The sequence below is a fragment of the Flavobacterium endoglycinae genome (assembly GCF_017352115.1).
GTDB lineage: Bacteria > Bacteroidota > Bacteroidia > Flavobacteriales > Flavobacteriaceae > Flavobacterium > Flavobacterium endoglycinae.
In genome coordinates this window covers 2,503,548-2,526,547 of sequence record NZ_CP071448.1, presented here as the reverse complement: position 1 = coordinate 2,526,547, position 23,000 = coordinate 2,503,548, and the positions used below count along the sequence as shown (strand labels likewise).

At 31.8% G+C, this 23,000-nt stretch carries 20 protein-coding genes; 11 read left to right on the top strand and 9 right to left on the bottom strand.

Annotated elements, in window-relative coordinates:
• Positions 1-84: 84 nt before the first annotated feature.
• The 8 genes from J0383_RS11110 to J0383_RS11075 all read right to left on the bottom strand — a co-directional run bounded on the left by J0383_RS11110 (position 85) and on the right by J0383_RS11075 (position 9,180).
• A complete protein-coding gene (locus J0383_RS11110; RefSeq protein WP_207298444.1) occupies positions 85-5,613 on the bottom strand; it encodes an Ig-like domain-containing protein in 5,529 nt (1,842 codons plus the stop codon).
• Between the two features lie 26 nt (positions 5,614-5,639).
• Complete coding sequence (locus J0383_RS11105) at positions 5,640-5,939, bottom strand: DUF6916 family protein (protein ID WP_207298443.1); 300 nt, start codon at positions 5,937-5,939, stop codon at positions 5,640-5,642.
• Positions 5,940-5,955: 16 nt separating this feature from the next.
• Positions 5,956-6,459, bottom strand: coding sequence for a GNAT family N-acetyltransferase (locus J0383_RS11100; protein WP_207298442.1), 504 nt, complete (start codon positions 6,457-6,459; stop codon positions 5,956-5,958).
• Between the two features lie 12 nt (positions 6,460-6,471).
• Complete coding sequence (locus tag J0383_RS11095; protein ID WP_207298441.1) at positions 6,472-6,990, bottom strand: phage tail protein; 519 nt, start codon at positions 6,988-6,990, stop codon at positions 6,472-6,474.
• A gap of 30 nt (positions 6,991-7,020) precedes the next feature.
• The gene (locus J0383_RS11090; protein WP_239023327.1) at positions 7,021-7,542 is read right to left on the bottom strand and encodes a phage tail protein; all 522 of its coding nucleotides are present in this window, start codon (positions 7,540-7,542) and stop codon (positions 7,021-7,023) included.
• A gap of 24 nt (positions 7,543-7,566) precedes the next feature.
• On the bottom strand, positions 7,567-8,076 hold the full coding sequence (locus J0383_RS11085; RefSeq protein ID WP_207298440.1) for a phage tail protein: 510 nt from the start codon (positions 8,074-8,076) through the stop codon (positions 7,567-7,569).
• A 36-nt stretch (positions 8,077-8,112) separates the two neighbouring features.
• Positions 8,113-8,778 carry a hypothetical protein gene (locus J0383_RS11080; RefSeq protein WP_207298439.1) on the bottom strand — a complete coding sequence of 222 codons (666 nt, stop codon included), beginning with the start codon at positions 8,776-8,778 and terminating at the stop codon, positions 8,113-8,115.
• 225 nt (positions 8,779-9,003) lie between these two features.
• The gene (locus tag J0383_RS11075; protein ID WP_035646675.1) at positions 9,004-9,180 is read right to left on the bottom strand and encodes a Sec-independent protein translocase subunit TatA/TatB; all 177 of its coding nucleotides are present in this window, start codon (positions 9,178-9,180) and stop codon (positions 9,004-9,006) included.
• A gap of 210 nt (positions 9,181-9,390) precedes the next feature.
• On the opposite strand from J0383_RS11075, the gene J0383_RS11070 reads away from it, so the two are divergent.
• The 8 genes from J0383_RS11070 (at position 9,391) to J0383_RS11035 (ending at position 18,610) form a co-directional block, all read left to right on the top strand.
• Positions 9,391-9,891, top strand: a complete 501-nt coding sequence (locus J0383_RS11070) for a peptidase (protein WP_207298438.1) — start codon at positions 9,391-9,393, stop codon at positions 9,889-9,891.
• Between the two features lie 11 nt (positions 9,892-9,902).
• Positions 9,903-11,387: a GH3 auxin-responsive promoter family protein gene (locus J0383_RS11065; protein WP_207298437.1), complete on the top strand. Its 1,485-nt coding sequence runs from the start codon at positions 9,903-9,905 to the stop codon at positions 11,385-11,387.
• A 130-nt stretch (positions 11,388-11,517) separates the two neighbouring features.
• Positions 11,518-13,197, top strand: a complete 1,680-nt coding sequence (locus J0383_RS11060) for a DUF6909 family protein (protein ID WP_207298436.1) — start codon at positions 11,518-11,520, stop codon at positions 13,195-13,197.
• Between the two features lie 8 nt (positions 13,198-13,205).
• A complete protein-coding gene (locus J0383_RS11055; protein ID WP_207298435.1) occupies positions 13,206-14,195 on the top strand; it encodes a toprim domain-containing protein in 990 nt (329 codons plus the stop codon).
• Positions 14,196-14,271: 76 nt separating this feature from the next.
• Complete coding sequence (locus J0383_RS11050; RefSeq protein WP_207298434.1) at positions 14,272-14,820, top strand: hypothetical protein; 549 nt, start codon at positions 14,272-14,274, stop codon at positions 14,818-14,820.
• Between the two features lie 151 nt (positions 14,821-14,971).
• Complete coding sequence (locus tag J0383_RS11045; protein WP_207298433.1) at positions 14,972-16,243, top strand: oligosaccharide flippase family protein; 1,272 nt, start codon at positions 14,972-14,974, stop codon at positions 16,241-16,243.
• On the top strand, positions 16,243-17,505 hold the full coding sequence (locus J0383_RS11040) for a hypothetical protein (RefSeq protein ID WP_207298432.1): 1,263 nt from the start codon (positions 16,243-16,245) through the stop codon (positions 17,503-17,505). Before J0383_RS11045 ends, J0383_RS11040 begins: the two co-directional genes overlap by 1 nt.
• Positions 17,495-18,610 (top strand): glycosyltransferase family 4 protein, encoded by a 1,116-nt coding sequence (locus J0383_RS11035; protein WP_207298431.1) that lies wholly within the window; start codon positions 17,495-17,497, stop codon positions 18,608-18,610. Before J0383_RS11040 ends, J0383_RS11035 begins: the two co-directional genes overlap by 11 nt.
• Before the next feature lie 8 nt (positions 18,611-18,618).
• On the opposite strand, the gene J0383_RS11030 is transcribed toward J0383_RS11035, so the two are convergent.
• Positions 18,619-19,395, bottom strand: a complete 777-nt coding sequence (locus tag J0383_RS11030) for a 2OG-Fe(II) oxygenase (protein ID WP_207298430.1) — start codon at positions 19,393-19,395, stop codon at positions 18,619-18,621.
• 136 nt (positions 19,396-19,531) lie between these two features.
• Here J0383_RS11030 and J0383_RS11025 point away from each other — a divergent pair, with 136 nt between their 5' ends.
• Genes J0383_RS11025 through J0383_RS11015 form a run of 3 tightly spaced genes read left to right on the top strand, consistent with a single transcriptional unit; the run spans position 19,532 to position 22,896 of the window.
• Positions 19,532-20,617 (top strand): DUF1972 domain-containing protein, encoded by a 1,086-nt coding sequence (locus J0383_RS11025; RefSeq protein ID WP_207298429.1) that lies wholly within the window; start codon positions 19,532-19,534, stop codon positions 20,615-20,617.
• Positions 20,601-21,920, top strand: a complete 1,320-nt coding sequence (locus J0383_RS11020; RefSeq protein ID WP_207298428.1) for an O-antigen ligase family protein — start codon at positions 20,601-20,603, stop codon at positions 21,918-21,920. The genes J0383_RS11025 and J0383_RS11020 overlap by 17 nt, the downstream gene beginning before the upstream one ends.
• A 31-nt stretch (positions 21,921-21,951) precedes the next feature.
• Positions 21,952-22,896 carry a hypothetical protein gene (locus J0383_RS11015; RefSeq protein ID WP_239023321.1) on the top strand — a complete coding sequence of 315 codons (945 nt, stop codon included), beginning with the start codon at positions 21,952-21,954 and terminating at the stop codon, positions 22,894-22,896.
• The last annotated feature ends 104 nt before the right edge of the window (positions 22,897-23,000 follow it).

Genomic DNA, 23,000 nt, shown 5'->3' with positions numbered 1-23,000 from the left:
AAATTCCAAAATTTTGGAATCTTTGGATAAAAAAACTCCCAAATTACAATTTGTAGTTTGGGAGTTTTTATTTATTAAAGTGTTTTATTTCTTAAGGATAAATTTCTGAGCTTTAAATCTGCTGTTATCTATATTCTGGATTAAATATATTCCATCAGCAAGATTTTCTAAATGAATACTATTAATTATTCCTTCAGTTAAAACAACTGATTTTACAATTTTTCCAGATGAATCAATGATGATATAATTTCCATCATATTTCGTTACGATATTCAATATTCCTTTACTTGGAATAGGATACATTTTAAAGTCGGCAACTTTAAATTCATCCGTTCCTAGACTGGTTACTGTAATACAATTAGAAGAAACAGTGCATCCTCCAACTGTAATTTCAACTTTATAATCTCCTGCCGCTGATGGCGTAAAAGATTGGCTGGTTTCACTTGCTAGCAATGTGTTTGGACATTTATACCATTGATAAGCAGCGCCTGATTGACCTGCAGTTAATACTCCAGAGTTTAAAATAACTGTTTTTACAATTACAGATGAATCGTTAATTGTTAATATCAATGTTTTTGTACTACATCCTACAGTATGAGTATACGTTCCAGATGATGTATATGTTGTTCCGTTTTCAGCCCAAGTATAACTGTCGCAGGCAGTTTCATTCTGTGTTGAACTTGTAGAGTTTGTAATAGTTAATGCTAACGTTTTGGTATCACAACCTACAGTGTGAGTATATGTTCCCGAAGAAGTATACGTTGTTCCATTTTCAGCCCAAGTGTAGCTGTCGCATGCAGTTTCCGTCTGAGTTGAATTTGTTGAATTTGTAATGGTTAATACTAAAGTTTTAGTATCACATCCAACAGTATGCGTGTATGTTCCCGAAGAAGTATATGTTGTTCCATTTTCAGCCCAGGTATAACTGTCGCATGCAGTTTCCGTCTGTGTAGAACTTGTAGAGTTTGTAATAGTTAATGCTAAAGTTTTTGTATCACATCCAACAGTATGCGTATACGTTCCAGATGATGTATACGTTGTTCCGTTTTCAGCCCACGTATAACTGCCACATGCAGTTTCTGTCTGGGTTGAACTTGTAGAATTTGTAATAGTTAATGCTAAAGTTTTAGTTTCACATCCTACAACTGCTGTGTAATTTCCAGAACTAGTATAAGTTGTTCCGTTTACAGCCCAGGTATAACTGTCGCATGCAGTTTCCGTCTGTGTAGAACTTGTAGAGTTTGTAATAGTTAATGCTAAAGTTTTTGTATCACAACCTACAGTATGCGTATATGTTCCAGAAGATGTGTAGGTCACGCCATCTTCAGCCCAAGTGTAGCTGTCGCATGCAGTTTCCGTCTGGGTTGAATTTGTAGAATTTGTAATGGTTAATACTAAAGTTTTAGTATCACATCCTACAGTATGCGTATATGTTCCAGATGATGTATACGTTGTTCCGTTTTCAGCCCAAGTGTAGCTGTCACACGCAGTTTCGGTCTGAGTCGAACTTGTAGAATTTGTAATAGTTAATGCTAAAGTTTTAGTTTCACATCCTACAACTGCTGTGTAATTTCCAGAACTAGTATAAGTTGTTCCGTTTACAGCCCAGGTATAATTGTCACAGGCAGTTTCGGTCTGAGTCGAACTTGTAGAATTTGTAATTGTCAATACTAAAGTTTTGGTATCACAACCTACAGTATGCGTATATGTTCCAGAAGATGTGTAGGTAACGCCATCTTCAGCCCAAGTGTAGCTGTCGCATGCAGTTTCCGTCTGCGTAGAACTTGTAGAATTTGTAATGGTTAATGATAAAGTTTTGGTATCGCATCCTACAATATGTGTGTATGTTCCCGAAGAAGTATACGTTGTTCCGTTTTCAGCCCAGATATAACTGTCGCAGGCTGTTTCCGTCTGTGTAGAACTTGTAGAATTTGTAATGGTTAATGATAAAGTTTTGGTATCGCAACCTACAGTATGCGTGTATGTTCCAGAAGATGTGTAGGTCACGCCATCTTCAGCCCAAGTGTAGCTGTCGCATGCAGTTTCCGTCTGTGTAGAACTTGTAGAATTTGTAATGGTTAGTGATAAAGTTTTGGTATCACAACCTACAGTATGCGTATATGTTCCCGAAGAAGTATACGTTGTTCCGTTTTCAGCCCACGTATAACTGTCGCAGGCAGTTTCCGTCTGAGTTGAACTTGTTGAGTTGGTTATGGTTAAATTTAAAGTTCTAGTATCACATCCTACTTTGTGTGTGTATGTTCCAGAAGATGTGTAGGTAACGCCATCTTCAGCCCAAGTGTAACTGTCACATGCTGATACTGTTTCAGGAGTAGATGTCGTAGAAGGAGTAACAACAAGATTTAACGTTTTGGTATCACATCCAATAACTGTTGTATAAGTTCCTGAACTAGTATAAGTTGTTCCATTAACTGGCCATGTATAAGAATCACATACTGAAATATTTTCGGCAGGCGAAGTTGTTGATGGTGTTCCAGTAACGGTTTTTACCAATACTCTGTCGCTTGCACAATAAGCAGTTTCGCACGCCACGCAATATGTTGTATTATTTGCAGTAGGGGTTGCTGATACAGAATTTCCAGTGGCAAAACTTGTTCCTCCAGTCATCGAAGTATACCAAACAGCATTCGTACCAAGTGGGCAAGAGGCATTCAAAGTTACAGCTGTGCTTCCTAAACAAGGAATATTTTGTGTATCTGTGGTAACGGTAGCGCTCGCCGGTTTGATTGATGTTGTTGTAATATTAGAGTTTACTGTTGCAAAATTAGTACCGCTTACAGTTGCCTGATTTGTTACCGAACAAGTATTTTGCGGTAACGTTGCCGAATCATTAATTGTTGCACTAAAAGTAATTATAGTAGATTTTCCTGCAGCTATAATAAATGGTCCTGCAGACAATGTTGAGTTTACTGCATTAACAGATGCTTTTTTAGCTGTAGTTGAAGATGTACTTGGTGTTGTTGAAGAAGCTGCAATAGTTTCTGGAGCAGTACTGGTTTCTTCAACAGGAGTATTTTGATTTTTAGCCATTTTTGAAGCATTGGCATTATCAGGAGGAGTAACCGTTCCAGGATTTATTTTTCCATTTCCACCTTCATCAATTGCTGTTCTTGTGCTTGAAGGATTATTTCCATTCCAAAAACTTGTCAAGGCAGAAGTTCTATTTCCTGTCCCAGCAACATAAACCGGGATACCTTGTAAAATTACTTCACTATTGGTACCTTGAGATAATACGTCAAAAGTAGCCACTACACCAGTCGCTGTATTGGTTATATTATTACTAATTTTTGATGCATTTATCATTGTACTAGAAGCATTATCTGCATAGGCAACTACACCAACATTTGCATATGCATTTGTCACCACATTAATAGTATTACCTGTTATTGTAGCGTCAATTCTTCCTGAACTTTGTATATTGTTATCATTTGAATCAGCGAAAATTCCATATTGACTTGCATTATTAATAGTGTTATTTGCTATTTCAGTAATGTGTTTCGCATTTCCGCTTACAGATGCATAAATTCCATTACAAATTGTACCAAGACCTCCACCATCAATCGTATTATTGTTTATACGGCCTTTCATTGTTCCAGATCCTTGGTGCCCTACGCTACATGCATAAGTACCATTAAAACTAGCCTTAATAGTATTATTTATAATGTTGTAATTTACTGTTGCAGCTCCAGTAGCTTGTAATGATAAACCATTGCTTCCAGGGCTTACAGTAGCAGCATTTATGATATTGGCATCAGTAGCGAGTGTATTTCCTCCAATTTGAACAGTATTTGTAGAAAATCCATCAAAGTTTAAAGCTAAACCAGTAGTTTTTGAATTTGAAAAATCATTTTTCTTAAAAACTAAAGTATTGTTTGAAGTCCCTTTAGCTTGAAAAATAAAGTTACTATCTCCGTTTGATCTATTAAAAGAGTTTTTAAACTGAGATCCTGTAACATTTAGAGTTAAGGATGGACTTTGTGCTATACCATTATACCCAAAAAAACCACGTCCCCAAGAATTATTAACAGTTGTATTGGTTATAGAACTTGTACCTTTTAAATCTAATGCAAATATACCTCCAACATATGGGTTACCTCCATTGGCACTTCCACAATTGCTTAAAGTACTGTTGTTTAAAACAAAATTATTTACATTATTAAGATTGATACCCACAGAATTTGTAGTACCAGAAATGGAAATATTTTCTAAGGTTACACCACCAGAAATGTTTTTAAAATGAAGCGCTCCATTGGAATTCGAATTATCATCTTCTGGATCGCTAACTATTACAGATGAAGTATTTGCATTTGTAAAATTCATGTTTCTAAGTGTAATATTAGCGCATGTAATAAACTCTGCACCTCTATCCGAGATATTTTGAATTGTACCTCCAGATCCTGCCGTTGTTCCGGATCCCGTAACCTCAAAACTTCCAACAGTATTTGTTATTGAAATACCTTTTACATTTCCGTTTGTAGAAATACTAGTAAATATACAATCGAGTGTACCTCCACCTCCGTTAATATTTACAGCTTGCGAATTATTTGTAATAGCAATAGTAGCATTTTTTATTTTTAAATTTCCAGCATTACTTCCAGATAAAGTTCCTGTAAGTGCTACTGCCTGAATATCATTATTTGTACCTAAGGTTATTCCAGCAATAATAGGATTTGATGTTCCTGTCGAAGGCAGTGCATTACTATAACTAGGTACAGATAGACTTAATATAGATTGCAGACTTGATGTTGCTCCCTGACCAATAACTTTCTGATTATTATTTAAAGTTAAAAGTCCAGAAAGTGTTCCGCTGTAAATAAATACTGGACTTGCATTGCTAGCACTCGTATTTCCCGTTAAGCTTTTATAGGGTGTGGCTAAAGTTCCGTTTCCTGCAGATGCAGCATCTCCTTTAAAAAATATGATAGGAGTAGTTACAGTAATATTTACAGTAGCAGTTGAGGTTTTTCCGCTTGTATTGGTTACAGTATAAGTAAAACTATCTGATCCGGAATATCCTGCATTTGAATTGTAAGTAAAAGAACCATCTGCATTTATAACAACAGTTCCCTTTGCTGGATTTGTTAAAACAGAAGCCGTCATAGTGCTACCTTCCGGATTTGCGTCATTTGCTAAAAGACCTTGAGCAGCATTTACACTAATACCAACGTTTCCGATACAACTATAGGAATCATCATTGGCAATAGGAGTTGTTTTGAAAGAATTTGGAACTAATGTTAAATTAGAATCCAATATATCTTGAAAGGTAGTTCCAAGCGCGTCAGTGCCATTATTGGTAATAGTAATGGTAAAATCAAGCTGAGATCCCGGTTTTGCATTTCCGCCTCCGTTTACAGCCACAGCATTTGTAACCGTAATAGCAGGTGCTACAGCCAAGGTACTTTTTGTATTTTCTTTATTAATAGGCCTTTTGCTTTTATTAGGCTCAATCTGCTTTATAAAAACTTTTTCAGCTTTAGCTAGTTGCTCAATAACAGGAGCAACAAATTTTTTAGTAATAATGCTATTGTATTTCATTCCGAAACTTAGAAATCCAACTAGTATTATTATAACTAAGAGTTTGTTATTTTTCATTTTTTTTCACTTTAAAATTGGCCTAATTAAGAAAATACGGCTTCATATTTCATTCCCACTTCATCAAAACCAAGTGGAGAAAGAAATAACTCTAAGCTGCCTTCTTCGGGATGTATTATGTTAAAAATACCTTGCTCGTAATATTCGTTTTTTTGATTTGTACGAAAAACTAAAGAAAAGGGAGTTCGTTCTAAAGGAGAATAACCATTAGATTCTGTGACCGAAATTAGTTCGGCATCGAGCTGAATTTCTTCGGAAATTTTAAAGATAAATACTTTGTTTACAAACGGATTAAAGTTGTTTACAGAGAGTAAAGATATATCCATATAGTACAATTAATTGTTATTCAATTTGTTTGGAACGCCATTCCATTAAATGGTAAACACCATTTGTTTCACTAATTTTTCTAAATCCAAGTCTTTTATATAATTCCATTGCAGGATTAAAAGTTTCCACATGAATGGTTACGCTTAAATTACTATCAGCAGCTTTTTTAAGTATTTCTTTTAAAATTGAACTGCCAATACTTTGATTTCTCCATTCAGGTAATATGGTGATGTCTATAATTCTAACACCTTTATTTTCAAAAAAGTAATCAATATACAATCTTCCAACCGGGATGTTTTTCTTTTCAATTACATAGAATTTTCCCCCTAAGTAATTTTTTTGATAATATTCATGCTGGGCTGAAAACTGATGTTCAATAAAGAGTCTTTTTTGTTCATCATTCCAATTCGTTCCTTTTTCCAGCTCCTCTTTTCGTGTACTTCCGTAGATTTCACGAAGTAGAGCTATATCATTTTCATTGATATCCCTAAACTTGATATCTTGTATATCTAAATTCAACTGTACTATAAATTATGTTCTTGGAGGGTAAACACCCTGAAGGGCAATACAAAAATTCAATGTTAAGTATGGCATCATATTGTTATGAGGCTGTGTTCCTCCAGTTGGTGCAATGGTATTTAAACCCATTTGTACCGTTTGACCTCCAGTGTCTGTATAAACTCGAATAGGATTTCCTCGTCCTAAACTATTATTAGCAGGAGAAGTTGATTGCGAATTAAGCGGAGCTGCCATTACTGAATGTGAGTGATTAGGAATTTCAGATTCTAAAAGAGTAACTGTTTCGCTTCCGCTTTGTTCTGCTAGGTTGTGTAATGATAATCCAGGTCCTTGCCCTGGGTGCATAGGTGCATTTCCCTGCATATTAGGCAGTGCAAAATTACTTTTTCCATCACCTCCATACATTGTTCCTAAAAGTGAAAAAAGTGCTGTGTTTTGAGATAATGGTAAAATTTGGCCATTGCAAAAAGCCCAGCCTTTTGGTGCAAAGTTGAATGGAAATATGCGTATTTCAGCTACAAAAGGATCCATAATATATTTTTCTTTTTATTAAAAATGAATTTAGAATTGAGGGTATAATCCATACAATGAAATAATAAAACTCACACACAAATACGGTTGAAAGTTACTGTGAGGCTGACTTCCGCCGGCAGCAGTAATTATTTGATTATTTAATGCTGTTGTGGGAGCAGCACTTGAATACATTTTACTTCCCGGAGGATTGGCACTAAACTGCGCATTTACAACACTAGCAGTATCAGCCAGATTTGTAGTGGCGAGAAGACTGTGATTGTGTGACGGAATTTGATTAACCGATAAAGTTACCTCCTCAACACCGCCGGTTTCAGCCAGCTGATAATTAGTTCCAGTAGCGGGATTTGTACCGTTATGAATAGGAAGTCTTCCGCGAAAATCAGGTAACCCAAAAGTTTCCTGGCCATCACCACCGTATGTAGTTCCAATTAAATTAAATAAAGTTTCATATTCCGAAATTGGAATTATTTGTCCTTCGCAAAACATCCATCCTGCAGGAGCAAAATTTCCGCCAAACATTCTGATTTCACCAACGTAAGGTTGTGCCATTTCTTAAATTTTACGAATTAATAATTATGTTTGAGAAGGAAAGATTCCTTGTAAAGCGATGCAAAAATTTATAGTCAGATATGGCTGCATATTTAAATGCGGTTGACTTCCTCCAATATTGGAGATAGAGCCGGCATTCATGGCAGTAAAATTTTGATTTTGACCGCTGTAAACTAAATTAGGGGCAGTATTTCCTAAAAAATTAGTATTACTCGGAATATTGGTGATGACCGCATTATCTTTTGCCTGAAAGCGATGTGAGTGTTGCGGCATTTCTCCAATAGTAACAGTATGGCTTTCTTCACCACCTTTTTGACCTAAATTGTATCCGCTTCCAACATGAATTGGTGTTCTCCCTCTTAAGTCAGGTAATGCAAAATTGACTTGCCCATTACCACCATACGTAGTTCCTAACAAAGAAAATAATGCCTGATTTTGATTTATAGGTAATAATTGTCCATTAGCCATTGCCCATCCTTGTGGTGCAAAAGAAAACGACATCATTCTTAATTCAGCTAAAAAAGGCTCAGCCATATTGAAATATTTTTAAATGTTATTTTAATTTTTTTATTAAGCCAAAATAGAATCTACAGAAAGTGTATGCTCAGAGATTATATTTTTTTCGAATATTTTATTGTTTCCTTCTTTTACGACGATTTTAGTAATCGTTTCTTTTTCAGATAAAATAGTTTTTAATTCAACACTTCCCCTAGGAGTTATATAACCAAAGGGATTTACGGGTTGAATTGAAGAAGGAAATAAATATTGAGACAAATCAATATTGGCATTATACTTTTTGAATTCTGTTTTAGCTTGAGAAATAGCTTCTAGTTCGAAACCAGATAAAGATCGTATGGTTCTCCATTCTCCATTTTCATTTTTACCAAAGCACAATAAAACGTTGTCTAGTTTCTGCGAATTTTTGATAAGATGCATAGAAAACATTTTCAAACGTCCGTCTGGAGAAGTATAACAATAGTCAGATGCAGACTCGTAACCTATTTTCTGCCAGTTTACGATAGTTTTATTATAACAGCTTAGAAGCGATTTGTCGAAAAGAAAATTATTTGAAAAAGAAGATTTAGAAAATTTAGATAAAAGATTTTCTCCTTTTTCTGTTTCTAAATCTAAAAAACTAGTGAAGGTATTTTGTGCTGTTATAGAACCGCAGGCTAACGTTGCAGCTCCTGCGAAACTAACATTTTTAATAAAACGTCTACGAGTTAAATCGGTCATATTCACTACTTTTAAGGATAAATTTTGGGATAAAAGTAGTAAAATGAAGAATATATTATAATTTTTTGTTAAAATTTATAATAAAAAATCCCGTTTTGCGTTAATTTTTTCCTTTTTTAAAGAAAACTTCTACAAAGGATAAATTCGAATTTTGCGAAAATTCTAACATAAAAAAATCCCAAACTACAAATTTGTAATCTGGGATTTAAATACGTTCGAATTTTATTATTTTGTTTCTTCTTCTTTTTTAGAAGCAGCAGGCTGATCATCTTTAGCAGCATTTTTAAATTCTTTAATACCGCTTCCTAAACCTTTCATTAATTCTGGAATTTTTTTACCTCCAAAAAGTAATATCACAATACCTACTATAACAAGGATTTCTGTAAGACCTAATCTTCCCATGGTTTTATATTTAGTGCCGAAGCAAATTTATTTCTTGATTTTCACCGCAAAGGTATATAGAATATACGAACAACAAGAGTTTTTGGATTAAAATATTTATTTTTAGGTGCGTTAAATATTTTATAAAATGATTAAATTACAAGATTTGCCTATTTTTATCAGGCATCAGCAATACGATTAATTATTATATTTGCTTGTATATTGAACAAAATGAAAAAGAAAAAACGCAGTTTTAGAAAAAAATTATTTACAAAAAACCGATTGGTTATTTTGAATGAAAACACTTTTGAAGAAATTTTTTCGCTGAAACTCAACCTAATGAATGTTTTTGTGACTTTTACTCTAGGCGGTATTTTTCTTATTTCAATTACTACTTATATTATTGCTTTTACGCCGCTTCGGGAATTTATACCGGGTTATTCTTCTTCTGAATTAAAAAAGAATGCGACAGCATTAGCCATAAAATCAGATTCGCTTGAAAAAGCTTTAAAACAAAACGAAGCCTATATAAAAGGAATTCAGAAAGTTTTAAAAGGAGAATTAGAATACGCAAAATTCAACAAAGACTCGATTATAGCAGAAACAGAAGAATCTTCAGATGTTGATATGAAAGCAACCGAAGATGAAATCAAATTAAGAGAAGAAGTCGCTAAAATTGACAAGGAGCAGAGCCAAAGCAAAACGGGAAAAAAGAAAAGTGACAAAAAATAATACCACAAAAAATGTCGATTAAATCAATTGCGGCAAAAATATTTGCCCGAAATATATACAACCAAACCCTAAAATGGGCTAACAAACCGGTTGAAACTCAATTAGAAGTTTTTGAGAGTTTGATTAAAAATGCCAAAGAAACCCAGTTTGGAAAAGATCATCATTTTAGCGCTATAAATACAATTGCTGATTTTCAAAAAAACGTTCCCATTAGGGATTATGAAGATTTGAAAGCCTATATCGAAAAAGTAAAAGTGGGCGAAGAAAATGTTCTTTGGAAAGGAAAACCGATTTATTTTGCCAAAACTTCTGGAACTACTTCCGGTGCCAAATATATTCCGCTTACCAAAGAATCAATGCCATCGCATATTAGTGCAGCCAGAAATGCGATTCTGCACTATATTCATGAAACGGGAAATGCAGATTTCGTTGATGGAAAAATGATCTTTTTGCAAGGAAGTCCTATTCTGACTGAAAAATACGGAATTAAATTCGGACGACTTTCTGGAATTGTAGCGCATTTTGTTCCCAAATACCTGCAAAGAAACCGTATGCCTTCTTGGGAAACCAATTGTATTGAAGATTGGGACACAAAGGTAAATGCCATTGTCGACGAAACGATTCAAGAAGACATGAGTATTATTTCGGGAATTCCGTCATGGGTTCAAATGTATTTTGAGCGTTTACAAGAAAAAAGTGGTGGAAAAAAGATCAGCGAAATATTCAAAAACTTCAATTTGTTCATTTACGGCGGTGTAAATTACGAACCGTATCGCGCCAAATTTGAACAAATGATTGGTAAAAAAGTCGACAGTATAGAATTGTTTCCTGCTTCTGAAGGATTTTTTGCATACCAAGATTCACAGAAAGAAAAAGGAATGCTTTTATTGTTGAATTCAGGTATTTTCTACGAGTTCATAAAAGCCGATGAATTCTTTACCGAAAACCCAAAACGATATACTATTGGCGAAGTTGCGTTAGGTGTAAATTATGCTTTAATTGTGTCTACAAATGCCGGACTTTGGGGTTATAATATTGGAGATACGATTCAGTTTACTTCTTTAAAACCGTATCGTGTTATAGTTTCGGGACGTATAAAACATTATATTTCCGCTTTTGGAGAACACGTTATTGCCAACGAAGTCGAAAATGCAATGAAAGAAGCAACCGCCGGAAGCAATATTGTAATAAACGAATTTACCGTTGCGCCGCAGATCACGCCAGCCACCGGATTACCGTATCATGAATGGCTGATAGAATTTGAAAAAGAACCGGATAATATTCAGGCTTTCGCCGAAGCTATAGACGACTCCATGCGAAAGCAAAACATTTATTATGACGATTTAATTACTGGAAATGTATTGCAGAAAGTAGTCATAACTAAAGTTTCAAAAAACGGATTTCAAGAATACATGAAATCACAGGGAAAATTAGGCGGACAAAATAAAATTCCGAGATTATCCAATAACAGGGATATTGCGGATAAATTGAAATAAAAAATTTCAGACCACTATCTAACAATTTGTTAAATACCGTTTTATTAAAGTTACATATATAATTCCTACTTTCGTTCCCTCGAAAATTCGAATTATCTTCTTAAAAAGAAGATTCTAAAATAATAAAGACATGAAAGAAACCAAACATATATCAAGATCAAGAGCGCAGGAATCATCTGCAGCTATCGAAAAAATGTACATTACAATGCGCCATTTATTCAACCGTGGTTTTTACAAACCAATGGGAGTTTCTGGTGATAGTTTAAGAGAATCATTACTGGCATTACGTCCTGAAATCTACGGAAATATTGCCGAAGAAAAAGTAGAACTTAACGGACTTTTATACGTTATAGAACGTCTTCCTATAGGAATTGAACAATGCCGATTTATCAATTTAACTTCTGATGAAGGCTATTCAAAATCACATTTTCAGCCGATTGTTCCTCCAAAAAGAAGAAGAAACTGCTACAGAATCGACGAAGAACAAATGAATGTTGAAATCACGCGCGGTCGTTCGGATATTTATGATATTCTGACGCATTTGACTTTCATTTTCATTGAATCACATAAAATTAAAAACAGAGTTTTAATTGATGATGGCGGAGAAGTGTCACGCGACTGGCAGAAATTAGAACAAGCTGTAATGCAGACAAAAAAGCTTTCTCAGATTGAAAAAGAAAAAGCGATTTCTCACGTAGCCAATATTTTAGCCAGAACTTTTGAAGAGGTTTTAGATATTTATGATGCTTTTGGTTCAGAAAATGCACCAGATCGTTTCCTTCATGTCATTTACTGGTTAGGAAAATTAGCAATCGAAGAAATTGTCGAAAATAACAAACGAACGATTACTTTTAGTCCCGTTTTACGTGAACGTCTTGGACATCATATTCACGGAGAAATCTGGGCAACAAATATCAAAGAAGTATTAAAAGAAAATAATCTTTTAAAGCGTCCAATACATGTTATTAGTGCCAATATGCACAGTGTGATGAATTCGATTTTTGCAACTCCGTTGTTAACATCAAAATACAAAGGCAAAAATGATTTCTTTATTTATGAAGAATTAAGCAACTCAGGTTCAAAAGAAATCAGAGGGCAAGTCGAAGAACTGGCACTGAAAAACGGAATGATTTCCTTACCAGATTGTTCGGGAACGAACATCGATGTTCAGATTTTTGATACCGCTAAAATCGACTGGTCAAAAACCGCATTTTCGCACGCCAATGTAGGAGAAGAAAAACCAGTTATAATCGTAATGGATTATGCCTTTGGGGAGCAGGCTTACGAAACGATCGACGAACTTTTAAAACCGTATAAAAAAGAAACTTTACTAAATGTAAAATCAGTTTCGATTATGGGGAAAGCCGGAATTCTAGAAGGAGGAAAAGGCGATATCATGATTCCGTCGGCACATATCAACGAAGGAACAGCCGATAATTATTTCTTCGAAAATGAATTAACAGGCGCTATGTTTGAAGGAAACGATATTGACATTTACGAAGGTGCAATGGTTACCGTTTTAGGAACATCATTACAAAACAGAGATTTATTGAAGTTTTTCCACGAATCTACCTGGGGTGTAATTGGTCTGGAAATGGAAGGATCCTATTATCAGAAAGCCATTCAGTCGGCATCAAAAATCAGAAAAAGCGTTCCTCAGGATATTAAAGTTCGATATGCCTATTATGCTTCAGATAATCCTCTTGAAACGGGAAGCACATTAGCTTCAGGCGGACTTGGGACAACTGGCGTAAAACCGACTTATTTGATTACAATCAAAATTTTGGAACAGATTTTCAACATAAAATAAAATTGTAAATGAGTACAAAAGTACCGCAGAATACAGAAGATCAAGAAATTGATATTTTTCAGATTTCGAAAAGTATAGGTAATTTTTTCGACCGAATGAATACCAAGATTTTCCGTGCAATTCAGTTTTTTATTCGCAATTGGATTATTCTTGCAGTTTTAGTTGTTTTAGGTTTTGTTTTGGGAATGTTTCTGGATCATACTCAAAAAAGATATAAACATGAAATTATTGTAACACCTAATTTTGAGAGCACAGATTATTTATATTCTAAAATTGATTTAATTGATTCAAAAATTGATGAATCTGATACGCTTTTTTTAAAAAACGTTGTTGGAATTAAATATCCCGAAAGCCTTAAATCTATTGAGATAAAACCTATTACCGACATCTATAAATTGATTGAAAATAAACCGGAGAATTTTGAACTAATAAAATTGATGGCAGATAACGGAGATATCAAAAAAATTATTGAAGATAATCTAACAAGTAAAAATTATCGATATCACCGAATTTTAATTATGACAGATGGCTTAGTTGATAATAAAAAAATAACAGATCCGCTTTTGAATTTTTTAAATAAATCAGACTTTTATAAAAAAATTCAGCAAGCGCAATTGATTAATGTTAAAGCAAAAATGGCGCAAAATGAGGCAACTATTTCTCAGATTGATGGTGTATTAAAAGAATTTTCTACCAACAACAATTCTCAAAAAAGTGACAAATTAGTTTATTATAATGAGAATAGCCAGCTTAATGATGTTATTAAAACAAAAGGCGATTTAATAGGTGAACAAGGAGGTCATAGACTTGAATTAATAGGGTATGACAAAATTATAAAAGATATTAGTACAACATTAAATATTGAAAAACAAGGAATCCTGTACGGGAACAAGAAATTGCTTCTTCCTTTTTTATTTGTTTTTATGTACATTTTATTACAATTTTTTAAAGCTTTTTATAGAAAACAGAAGTTATTAATTGTCGAGAAAAATGTCTAAAAATTTAAATAGTATAAATTAAAGGAAAGCTTTTTTATTAAAGTTTAAAAACTAAATTAGCCAAAAAAATTTTAAAATGAGAACAAAACTATTTTTTGCAAGTTTAATTTTATTTGTAACGTTTACTTCTTGTAAGAAAGAAGCTGGGAAAGATGAGGTTAAGCCAGTTGAAGTTGAAACAAAAAACAATAACTTTCAGGTAACTTTGACAGCAACAGTAAAAACAGACGATAATTTTCAGTTATATTATAGTCAAGATGCCTATGAAGTTCCTTATAAAGAAGAAAATTCGGTTTGGACTGCTGTAAAAGCTAATGATAACCCGCAGGATATTGTTTTTAATCTGCCTGAAGATGTAATTCCAAATTACATTAGAATTGATTTTGGAACAAATGAAGGACAAAAAGAAATCGTAATCAAAAATTTCAGAATGAAATATTACAGTAAAAGTTTTGAAGCTAAAGATTCATTATTTTTTAACTATTTCATTCCGAATGATTGTGTAAAAATTATAGACAAGAAAAATTCTGTTGTACAAAATATCAAAACAAAGGAAGGAAAATATGATCCGTTGTTTTATTCAGAAAAAGCACTTTACGATCAAATACAGTTAATTGTAAAATAAAGTTACTTTACCAATATGTAAGAGCCACAATTTTGTGGCTCTTTTTATCTGGTTTCGATATAAAAATATTATGTAAGATTCTTATAATTAAGTACATAATTTTAAAATCGACTTAAAACTTATACCAATATTGTAAGCAAATCACACTATCTTGTTTAAAACAAATTACCAAAATATAATACAGAATAACCGAATTAGAAATTTTGTTATTTATGGAATTGGTCAGATTGTTAATCTGGTAAGTCCACTTTTGGTGATGCCGTATTTAGTAATGATTTGTGAAAAAGAAGGTTTAGGAAAAATTGGAGTTGGATTTTCGTTTGCTTTAGTATTAAATGTTTTAATTGATTACGGTTCTTATATCAACGGAACCAAAGAAATATCAATTAACAGAAATAACCCTGAAATAATAAAAAAGAAAATAGTTTCAATTTATGTAATGAAATTGTTTTTGCTTGTAATTTTAATATTTACCGCTTTTTTGGTTATTTCTTTTATACCGTTTTTTAATAAAGAACAAGCGGTTTTTATTTTTAGCTTTTTATATGTAATTGGCCAATTAATAAACCCAACCTGGATTTTTCAAGGATTGGAAAATTACAAATGGATTTCTTTTATCAATATTATTTCTAAAGCAATTTATGTGGCCGGCATTTTTATTTTTATCCATAAAAAGGATGATTATATTTATGCCAATGCTTATTTGGGATTGGGATTAATAATTTCGAGTTTAATTGGATTAATCAGTCTGATAAAAAAATACAATTTACGATTCTATCACAATGTTAATCAGGATGCTTTACGATTGTTGAAAGAAGAATTTTCGCTGACTTTTTCTCAATTGTTTCTTTCCTTTTATCAATATCTGCCCATAATGATAATTAGTTATGTAGGAGGAAATGGCATGGCAGGACAATATAGAATTATAGAACAAATTGTAATGACTTTTAGATCTTATTTGCAAATGTTCTTCAACTTTATATATGCCGATGTTTGTTTGCAGATACACATGAGTTTAAAAAACGGAATTTCAAACTGGTTGAAATATAATGGGTTTAATTACCTATTTGTTTTATTTTTAGTAATTATTGCATTTGTGTTAACAGAGCCAATTTTGTTATATTTTAATATTCCTTCAAATGAATTAGAATCTATGACATTCTTTTTCAGATTGGGTTTGATTATACCAGTATTCATGGCAATTTCCTTTGCTTTAAAACAATTACTTTTTGCATTAGACAAGAATAAAGTATATATAAATATTACGATTGGTTCCTCTATTTTTAGTTTGCTTGTGTTTTTTTTATTAGTGAAAAATATTGGATTACAAGGCGCTTTTTTAGCTACAATTAGTATCGAACTAATGGTGATCGTTTTATATGGTATAGTTTTAAAACCAATAATTAGATTAAGCAAGGAATAATGAATATCACGATTTATAAAAGCTTCCCGTATCAGATTTTATTTTTGCTTTGCATTGGTGTTTCCTTGTTTGCTAATTATGAACTTACTTTTGCCATTTGGTCTTTAACTTTACTATTAACGATTAAAAGAAAATACTCTGCGGTTATAATAAAATATTCCGCTATTTTTCTCTTAATACTTTTAGTTGCAATTGTTTCTACTTTATTCAGCAGAACAACCATTTTTTTATTCATTAGAGATTTTACGTATTTAGTTAAGCCCATTTTGGGATTATTGGTTGGGTATCAACTGTGCAGATTCAGCAGTAAATTGGGAGTAAAAGTATTGGTTTATACAGGATTAGCGATAGCCATTATGCACTTGGCAATGTTACTAATTGCCGTAATTCAATTTAGATCTTTAAGTGTAAACCTTTTACGAGAACATGGTGGTTATTTCAGTGATTATGAAATCTACATACTCATTATCCTTATTTTTTATAAAAACCTGAAATTAGAAATTCCAAAACATCAAAGAATACTCTTAATTGCAATAATAGGGTTATCAAGTTTTTTATATCTGGCACGTACCAACTTGATTCAGTTTATAATTCTTTATTTGGGTTTAAAAGGATATTTGACTTTGAATAAGAAGTCCTTAAAAGTAATTTTGTTTGTCATATTAGCCACAATTGTAGGCTATACAGCCATTGTTTATATCAATCCAAAAAGGGAGGGTAAAGGAATTCAGGCTTTTTTGTATAAAATTAAAATTGCTCCTCAAGAAGCTTTTAAAACTAAAATTGACAAAGATGACTGGAAAGATTTTAATGACAATTACAGATCGTTTGAAAATATAATTGCCGTTAACCAAGTTTCGGCCAAAGGAAATAGAGCTATATTTTTTGGAGAAGGTCTAGGATCGACGCTTAATTTGGGTAGAAAAGTATGGACTAACGATCACGAATATGTTCAATATATTCCAATTGTACACAACGGATATATGACTGTGTTTTTAAAATCAGGAATATTAGGCGTTATATTTCTTCTGATTTTTTTGATCATTTTATACAGACAAAGAAAATCTGATTTCGGAAACGTTCAGGCTATAAATTATTTATTAATCGGGTCAAGTGTTTTTCTGATCGTATCTAACTGGGTATTTTTAGGATTATATTTAAAATTAGACAACAAATCGATTATAATAGGATTCTTGATTGCACTTAGAGAAGTAATGATAAGAGAGCATAATAGTCAAAAAATAATAAAAAATGAATATTAAAAACTCAACCAGTATTTTTGTTGACTGTCATGTTTTTGATACTGGCTTTCAAGGAACAAGAACATATATACAAGGCTTATATTCTGAGTTGATTACAAAAAAAGATCTTCATTTTTTTTTAGTTTCTTCTAATCCAGATCATTTGAAAACGGTCTTTGGCAATCATTCAAATGTTACCTATTTAAAATATAAATATCAAAACAAATTTCTAAGATTACTTGTTGATGTACCGCAGATCATTAAAAAAAATAAAATTGATTTTGCTCATTTTCAATATATTGTTTCGCCATTTAAAAGATGTAAATACATTGTTACAACACACGATATCTTGTTTGTTGATTTTCCTCAATATTTTTCTTTTTTCAGCAGAATACTAAATACGTTTTTGTATAAACAAAGTGCTAAATCGTCCGAAATAAGATTAACAGTTTCAAAATACTCGAAACAAAAAATCCAGCAGCATTTTGGATTATCAAATTATGAAATTACCCCAAATGCAATTGATGATGTATTTTTTGAAGATTATAACAAAGACCTAATTAAGAATGAAGTAGCTCAAAAATTTTCATTAAAAAATTATATTATTTATGTAAGCCGATGGGAGCCAAGAAAAAATCATCATATGGTTTTAAAAGCTTTTTCAGATCTGGAATTATACAAAGAATATGAGCTTCTATTTATAGGAAATGATACGATAGGAAATCCTCAATACGATAAAATTTTTGTTACACTAGATTCTGAAATAAAAGAGAAAATAGTTACCTTAAAAAACACTGATTTTCCAACCATGTTATTATTATTGCGAGGAGCAGAGGCATCTGTTTATCCTTCTTTTGCTGAAGGTTTTGGAATTCCTCCATTAGAATCAGTAGCATCAAAAATTCCTACAATTTGCTCAAATAAAACAGCAATGTCTGATTTTAGTTTTTTCAATGATTTTTATTTTGATCCAAATAACCAAGCTGAATTTAATATAAAACTCCAAAAAATTTTAAAAGAAAACGTAAACTCAGATTTTGAAGCTATATCGCAAGAGATTAAAGAAAAGTACAGCTGGAAAAAATCAGCAGCCACTTTATATAATCTTATAAAACAAGATCAATAAGATTTTGTTTATTGATTTTTCGCAGTATTGCTTCCAAACAATTTATTTTTCGTTTGCACTAAAAAATTATAATTTTTAGCAAATTGCTTTTTTAAAAACGAAGCATCTTCTTTTGGAAACCAATCGGTTGTTCGTGGTTTTTCAATTTGTCTTTTATGAATTTGATAAGCGTATGTGGCAATAGATGTTCTAAAACTTCCCTCAGGAAAATTAGTCATATCATAGCCGTGAAGCGTATAAGGAGCACATTGTTGAATAATTAAGCGATTAAAAGGAACATCTAGTTCAGCTTCTTCTTCTGTTCTTAAATCACGTATTTTTAAACCGCCTTTATATTCTGGTTTCCAATCTTTATTTAAATACAAAAGTAAATTTAATTCTCGGTACCAATCTTTGTTAATCGGATGATAATTAAAGTCTAAGTGCATATCCAAAAAACTATTTTTTTTGCCCTGATGCAATCCTCCACCGTGATTTTTTGGGTCAACAAAAATTGATTTTGAAGTGATATAAGATATGATTTTATTGAATCTTTCAGACGAAAGATCTTCATATAACTCGCGTAATTCAGGGCCTAATTCCTTATAATTTGATTTTTCAAATTTATTGTTAGCAAAAGAATAATCGCGGCTTTTATTGTTGAGTTCAGGAATACTTTTATGGGCGTTCAGCAACTTTTCTTCTTCACAAAAGCCATCAATAATTAAATGCGGAAATGGACTAGCAGTTAAATATTTTAAACGTAAATCATCTAAATGGTTTTCCAGATATTCAAAATTAATCATAAGTGCTATTTTAACTGCTTATAAACAAAAGTAGAAATTAAATTAATTATTCATTAATTAAAAATGAATTTGTTTGTAATTAAATTATTAAGAATTTAAAAATCATTATTTTTGATTCCCGATTGATAAAATTTACATGAAAATAGCCATTCTTGGTACTAGAGGAATCCCAAATAATTATGGAGGATTTGAGCAGTTTGCTGAAATTTTTGCTGTTTATTTGGCACAACAAAAACATCATGTTTATGTCTATAATTCACATAACCATGTTTTTCAGGAGAAACATTATAAGGGAGTAAATATTATTCATCAATACGACCCTGAAAATAAAATAAGTTCTGCTGGACAATTTATTTATGATTTGAATTGTATTCTGGATTCCAGAAAAAGAAATTTTGATATCATTTTACAACTAGGCTATACTAGTAGTTCTATTTGGTCTTTTCTACTTCCTAAAAAATCAATTATCATAACCAATATGGATGGATTAGAATGGAAGAGAAGCAAATATTCTAAAATAACCCAAAGATTTTTAAAATTTGCCGAAAAAAAGGCTATAAAAAACAGTGATTATCTAGTAGCAGATTCGTTGGGAATTAAACAGTATTTAGAAGATAAATACCATATTGAAGCAACTTATATTGCATATGGAGCAGAGTTGTTTTTTGAGCCGAAAGAAGATTTGCTTTCACAATATAATGTCAAAAAAAACAATTATAACTTGCTGATAGCGCGTTTTGAACCCGAAAATAATATCGAAGTAATTCTAGATGGAATTGCCGATAGTCAAGATGATAAAATAATATTGGTTGTTGGAAATAACGATAATGGTTATGGAAACTATCTCAAAAAGAAGTTTTATAATCATCAAAATATACGCTTTACGGGAGGAATTTACAACAAAGAACATTTAGATAATCTGAGATATTTCTCTAATCTTTATTTTCATGGACATTCTGTAGGAGGAACAAATCCATCTTTGCTTGAAGCAATGGCCGCAAAATCATTAATTGTAGCTCATAACAACCAATTTAATCGCGCTATTTTACAAGAAAAAGCATTTTACTTTTCGAATGCGGCAGATATTAAACATCTAATAAAAACGATAAAGAGAGAAGAGCAGCAAGAGATTATACAGCATAACTTCGATGAAATACTTCAAGAATTTAATTGGAACAAAATAAATGAATCATACCTTAGATTATTTGAAAAAAGTCTTTAGTAAAATAGATGAATTATGGAACAATAAAACTTTGGTGGTTTATCTCATAACCGCAATGTTAGTTGCTCTTCCATTAAAACATAGTATTGGAAGTCTAACCTGTATTGTTTTTTTACTTGTTTCTTTTTTCAAATCAAAAAAAGTAAATTTCTCATTTCCTAAAGTTTTAGTACTCCCAATGCTTTTGTATGTTTTGATGTTTATGTCGCTTATTTGGACAATAGACAGCAAGCAGACAATTAAAGGATTACAAAAAGAAATATTGTTTTTATTAATTCCGCTGGCTTTTTGCGGATTACCCAAAATAAATCGAAATGATGTAAATAAGGTTTGCAAATGGTTCAGTTTTGCAATGGTAGGTTTTGCAGTTTTCTATTTTTTAAGAGCAATTGTAAGATTCATAAATTCTGGAAACAAAGATGTTTTCTTCTATCATGAATTAGTTACTTTAGAACTTAATGCCATTTATATGTCTGTTTTTGCCTCTTTGGCCATGTTTTTTTTCTTGGTAAAAGGTAAATCAATCGCAGATAAAATAGCATTTTTGATTCTCGTTGTTTTTATATTTTTATTATCATCCAAGAATATCATTATAGTCGATTTAATAATGATAATAATGTATTATTCATTTTTCTCTGCAGTTTCTAGAAAAACAAAACGAAAAATACTCTTGTCAGTAATTATTTTATCTATAAGCTCAGTACTTTTTATTAAGCCGGTTAGAGACCGATTTATGATTGAGTTTGAAACCATATTTGTGGATGGTTCTTTAAATAAAACGACAAAAGAAAATCAAGGACCAATTTATAATATTAGCTTAAAACAAGCTTGGACCCAAGATCGATTTCAACAAAATGACTTTTTCCCGGGAGCAGCGTTTCGACTTTTTCAAATTAGGATCTTTAAAGAAATGCTTGAGGAAGAAAATATTTTTTTTACAGGATTTGGATTAGATGCTTCACAGAATAAAATAAAAGAAAAAGTAAAAGAACATAATTTATATCCAAATTATGGAGAATTTAATTTTCATAACGAATATATTCAAATATTCTCAGAATTAGGAATATTTGGTTTCTTGATAGTAGTGAGTATGTTATTTATTACGATTAGAAAGGGAATTTTAAATAAAGATTTTATCCATATTGCTTTTTCCGTAACAATGATAGTCTTATTTTTGACCGAATCATTTTTGAGCAGACAAAGAGGAATAATCTTTTTTATAATTTTTTATTCAATGTTGAGTATAATGAGTAGTTCTAAAGAAACAGAAACTGAAAAATCTCTCAATAAAAATAAATTTTAAAAAATCATAAACTATATAACCTTTAAAAATTATGAAACATTTATTCCTAACTCTAACGGCATTAGTTAGTTCAATATCTTTCAGTCAAAATACCTTTCCGACAACAGGAAATGCGGGTATTGGAACCACATCTCCAAATGCAGCACTTCATGTCAACAATGGAGATATTTCGGTCACAGGACAAAATCAAAGAATTGCTTTTGTTGCTAATGATAATTTTTCAAATGGATTAGGATCAATTGCTAACTATGGAATGTCTATTTTTAAAAATGCTGCAAATCAGCCTATAGTTGCTCATTCAGGTTACTTTGGATTATATTTTTATACAAATGCTGGAGCAGAAAGAATGAGAATTACTCCTGACGGAAATGTTGGTATCGGGACAAGTACTCCAAGTGTAAAACTGCAGGTAAATGGAGATATTTCGAGTGTAGGTGAAAATCAAAAAATTGGTTTTGCAACAACTGATAATTTTACAAATTCTACAGGTACAATTGCTCATTTTGGAATGTCAATTTTTAAAAATGCAAGCGGATTACCAGGCGTTTCTCATTCGGGTTATTATGGATTAAATTTTTATACAACAGGTGTTGAAAGAATGAGAATTAAAGATAACGGATATGTAGGTATAGGTTCAATTAATCCCGATGAAAAATTAACAGTGAAAGGAAAAATTCATGCGGAAGAAGTTCGAGTAGATATTAATGTTCCTGCAGATTATGTATTTGAAAAATACTATACAGGAAAATCAGATTTAAAATCGGATTATAAGATGCCAACGTTAACTGAAATTGAAAAGTTTACTAAGGAAAATAATCATTTACCAAATATACCTTCAGCACAAGAAATTAAAGAGAATGGATTGCAATTAGGAGAAATGAATAATCTGTTGCTTCAAAAAATAGAAGAGTTAACCCTTTATATTATAGAACAAAATAAAAGGATTGAAACTCTTGAGAAAAAGATAAATAAGTAATTGATATTCTAAATATGTAAAACTGTCTAAAATTATTAGGCAGTTTTTTTTTGGAATAGTTTTCAGAATCTCCAAATGAATTACATTTGTGTTGTATAAATAAC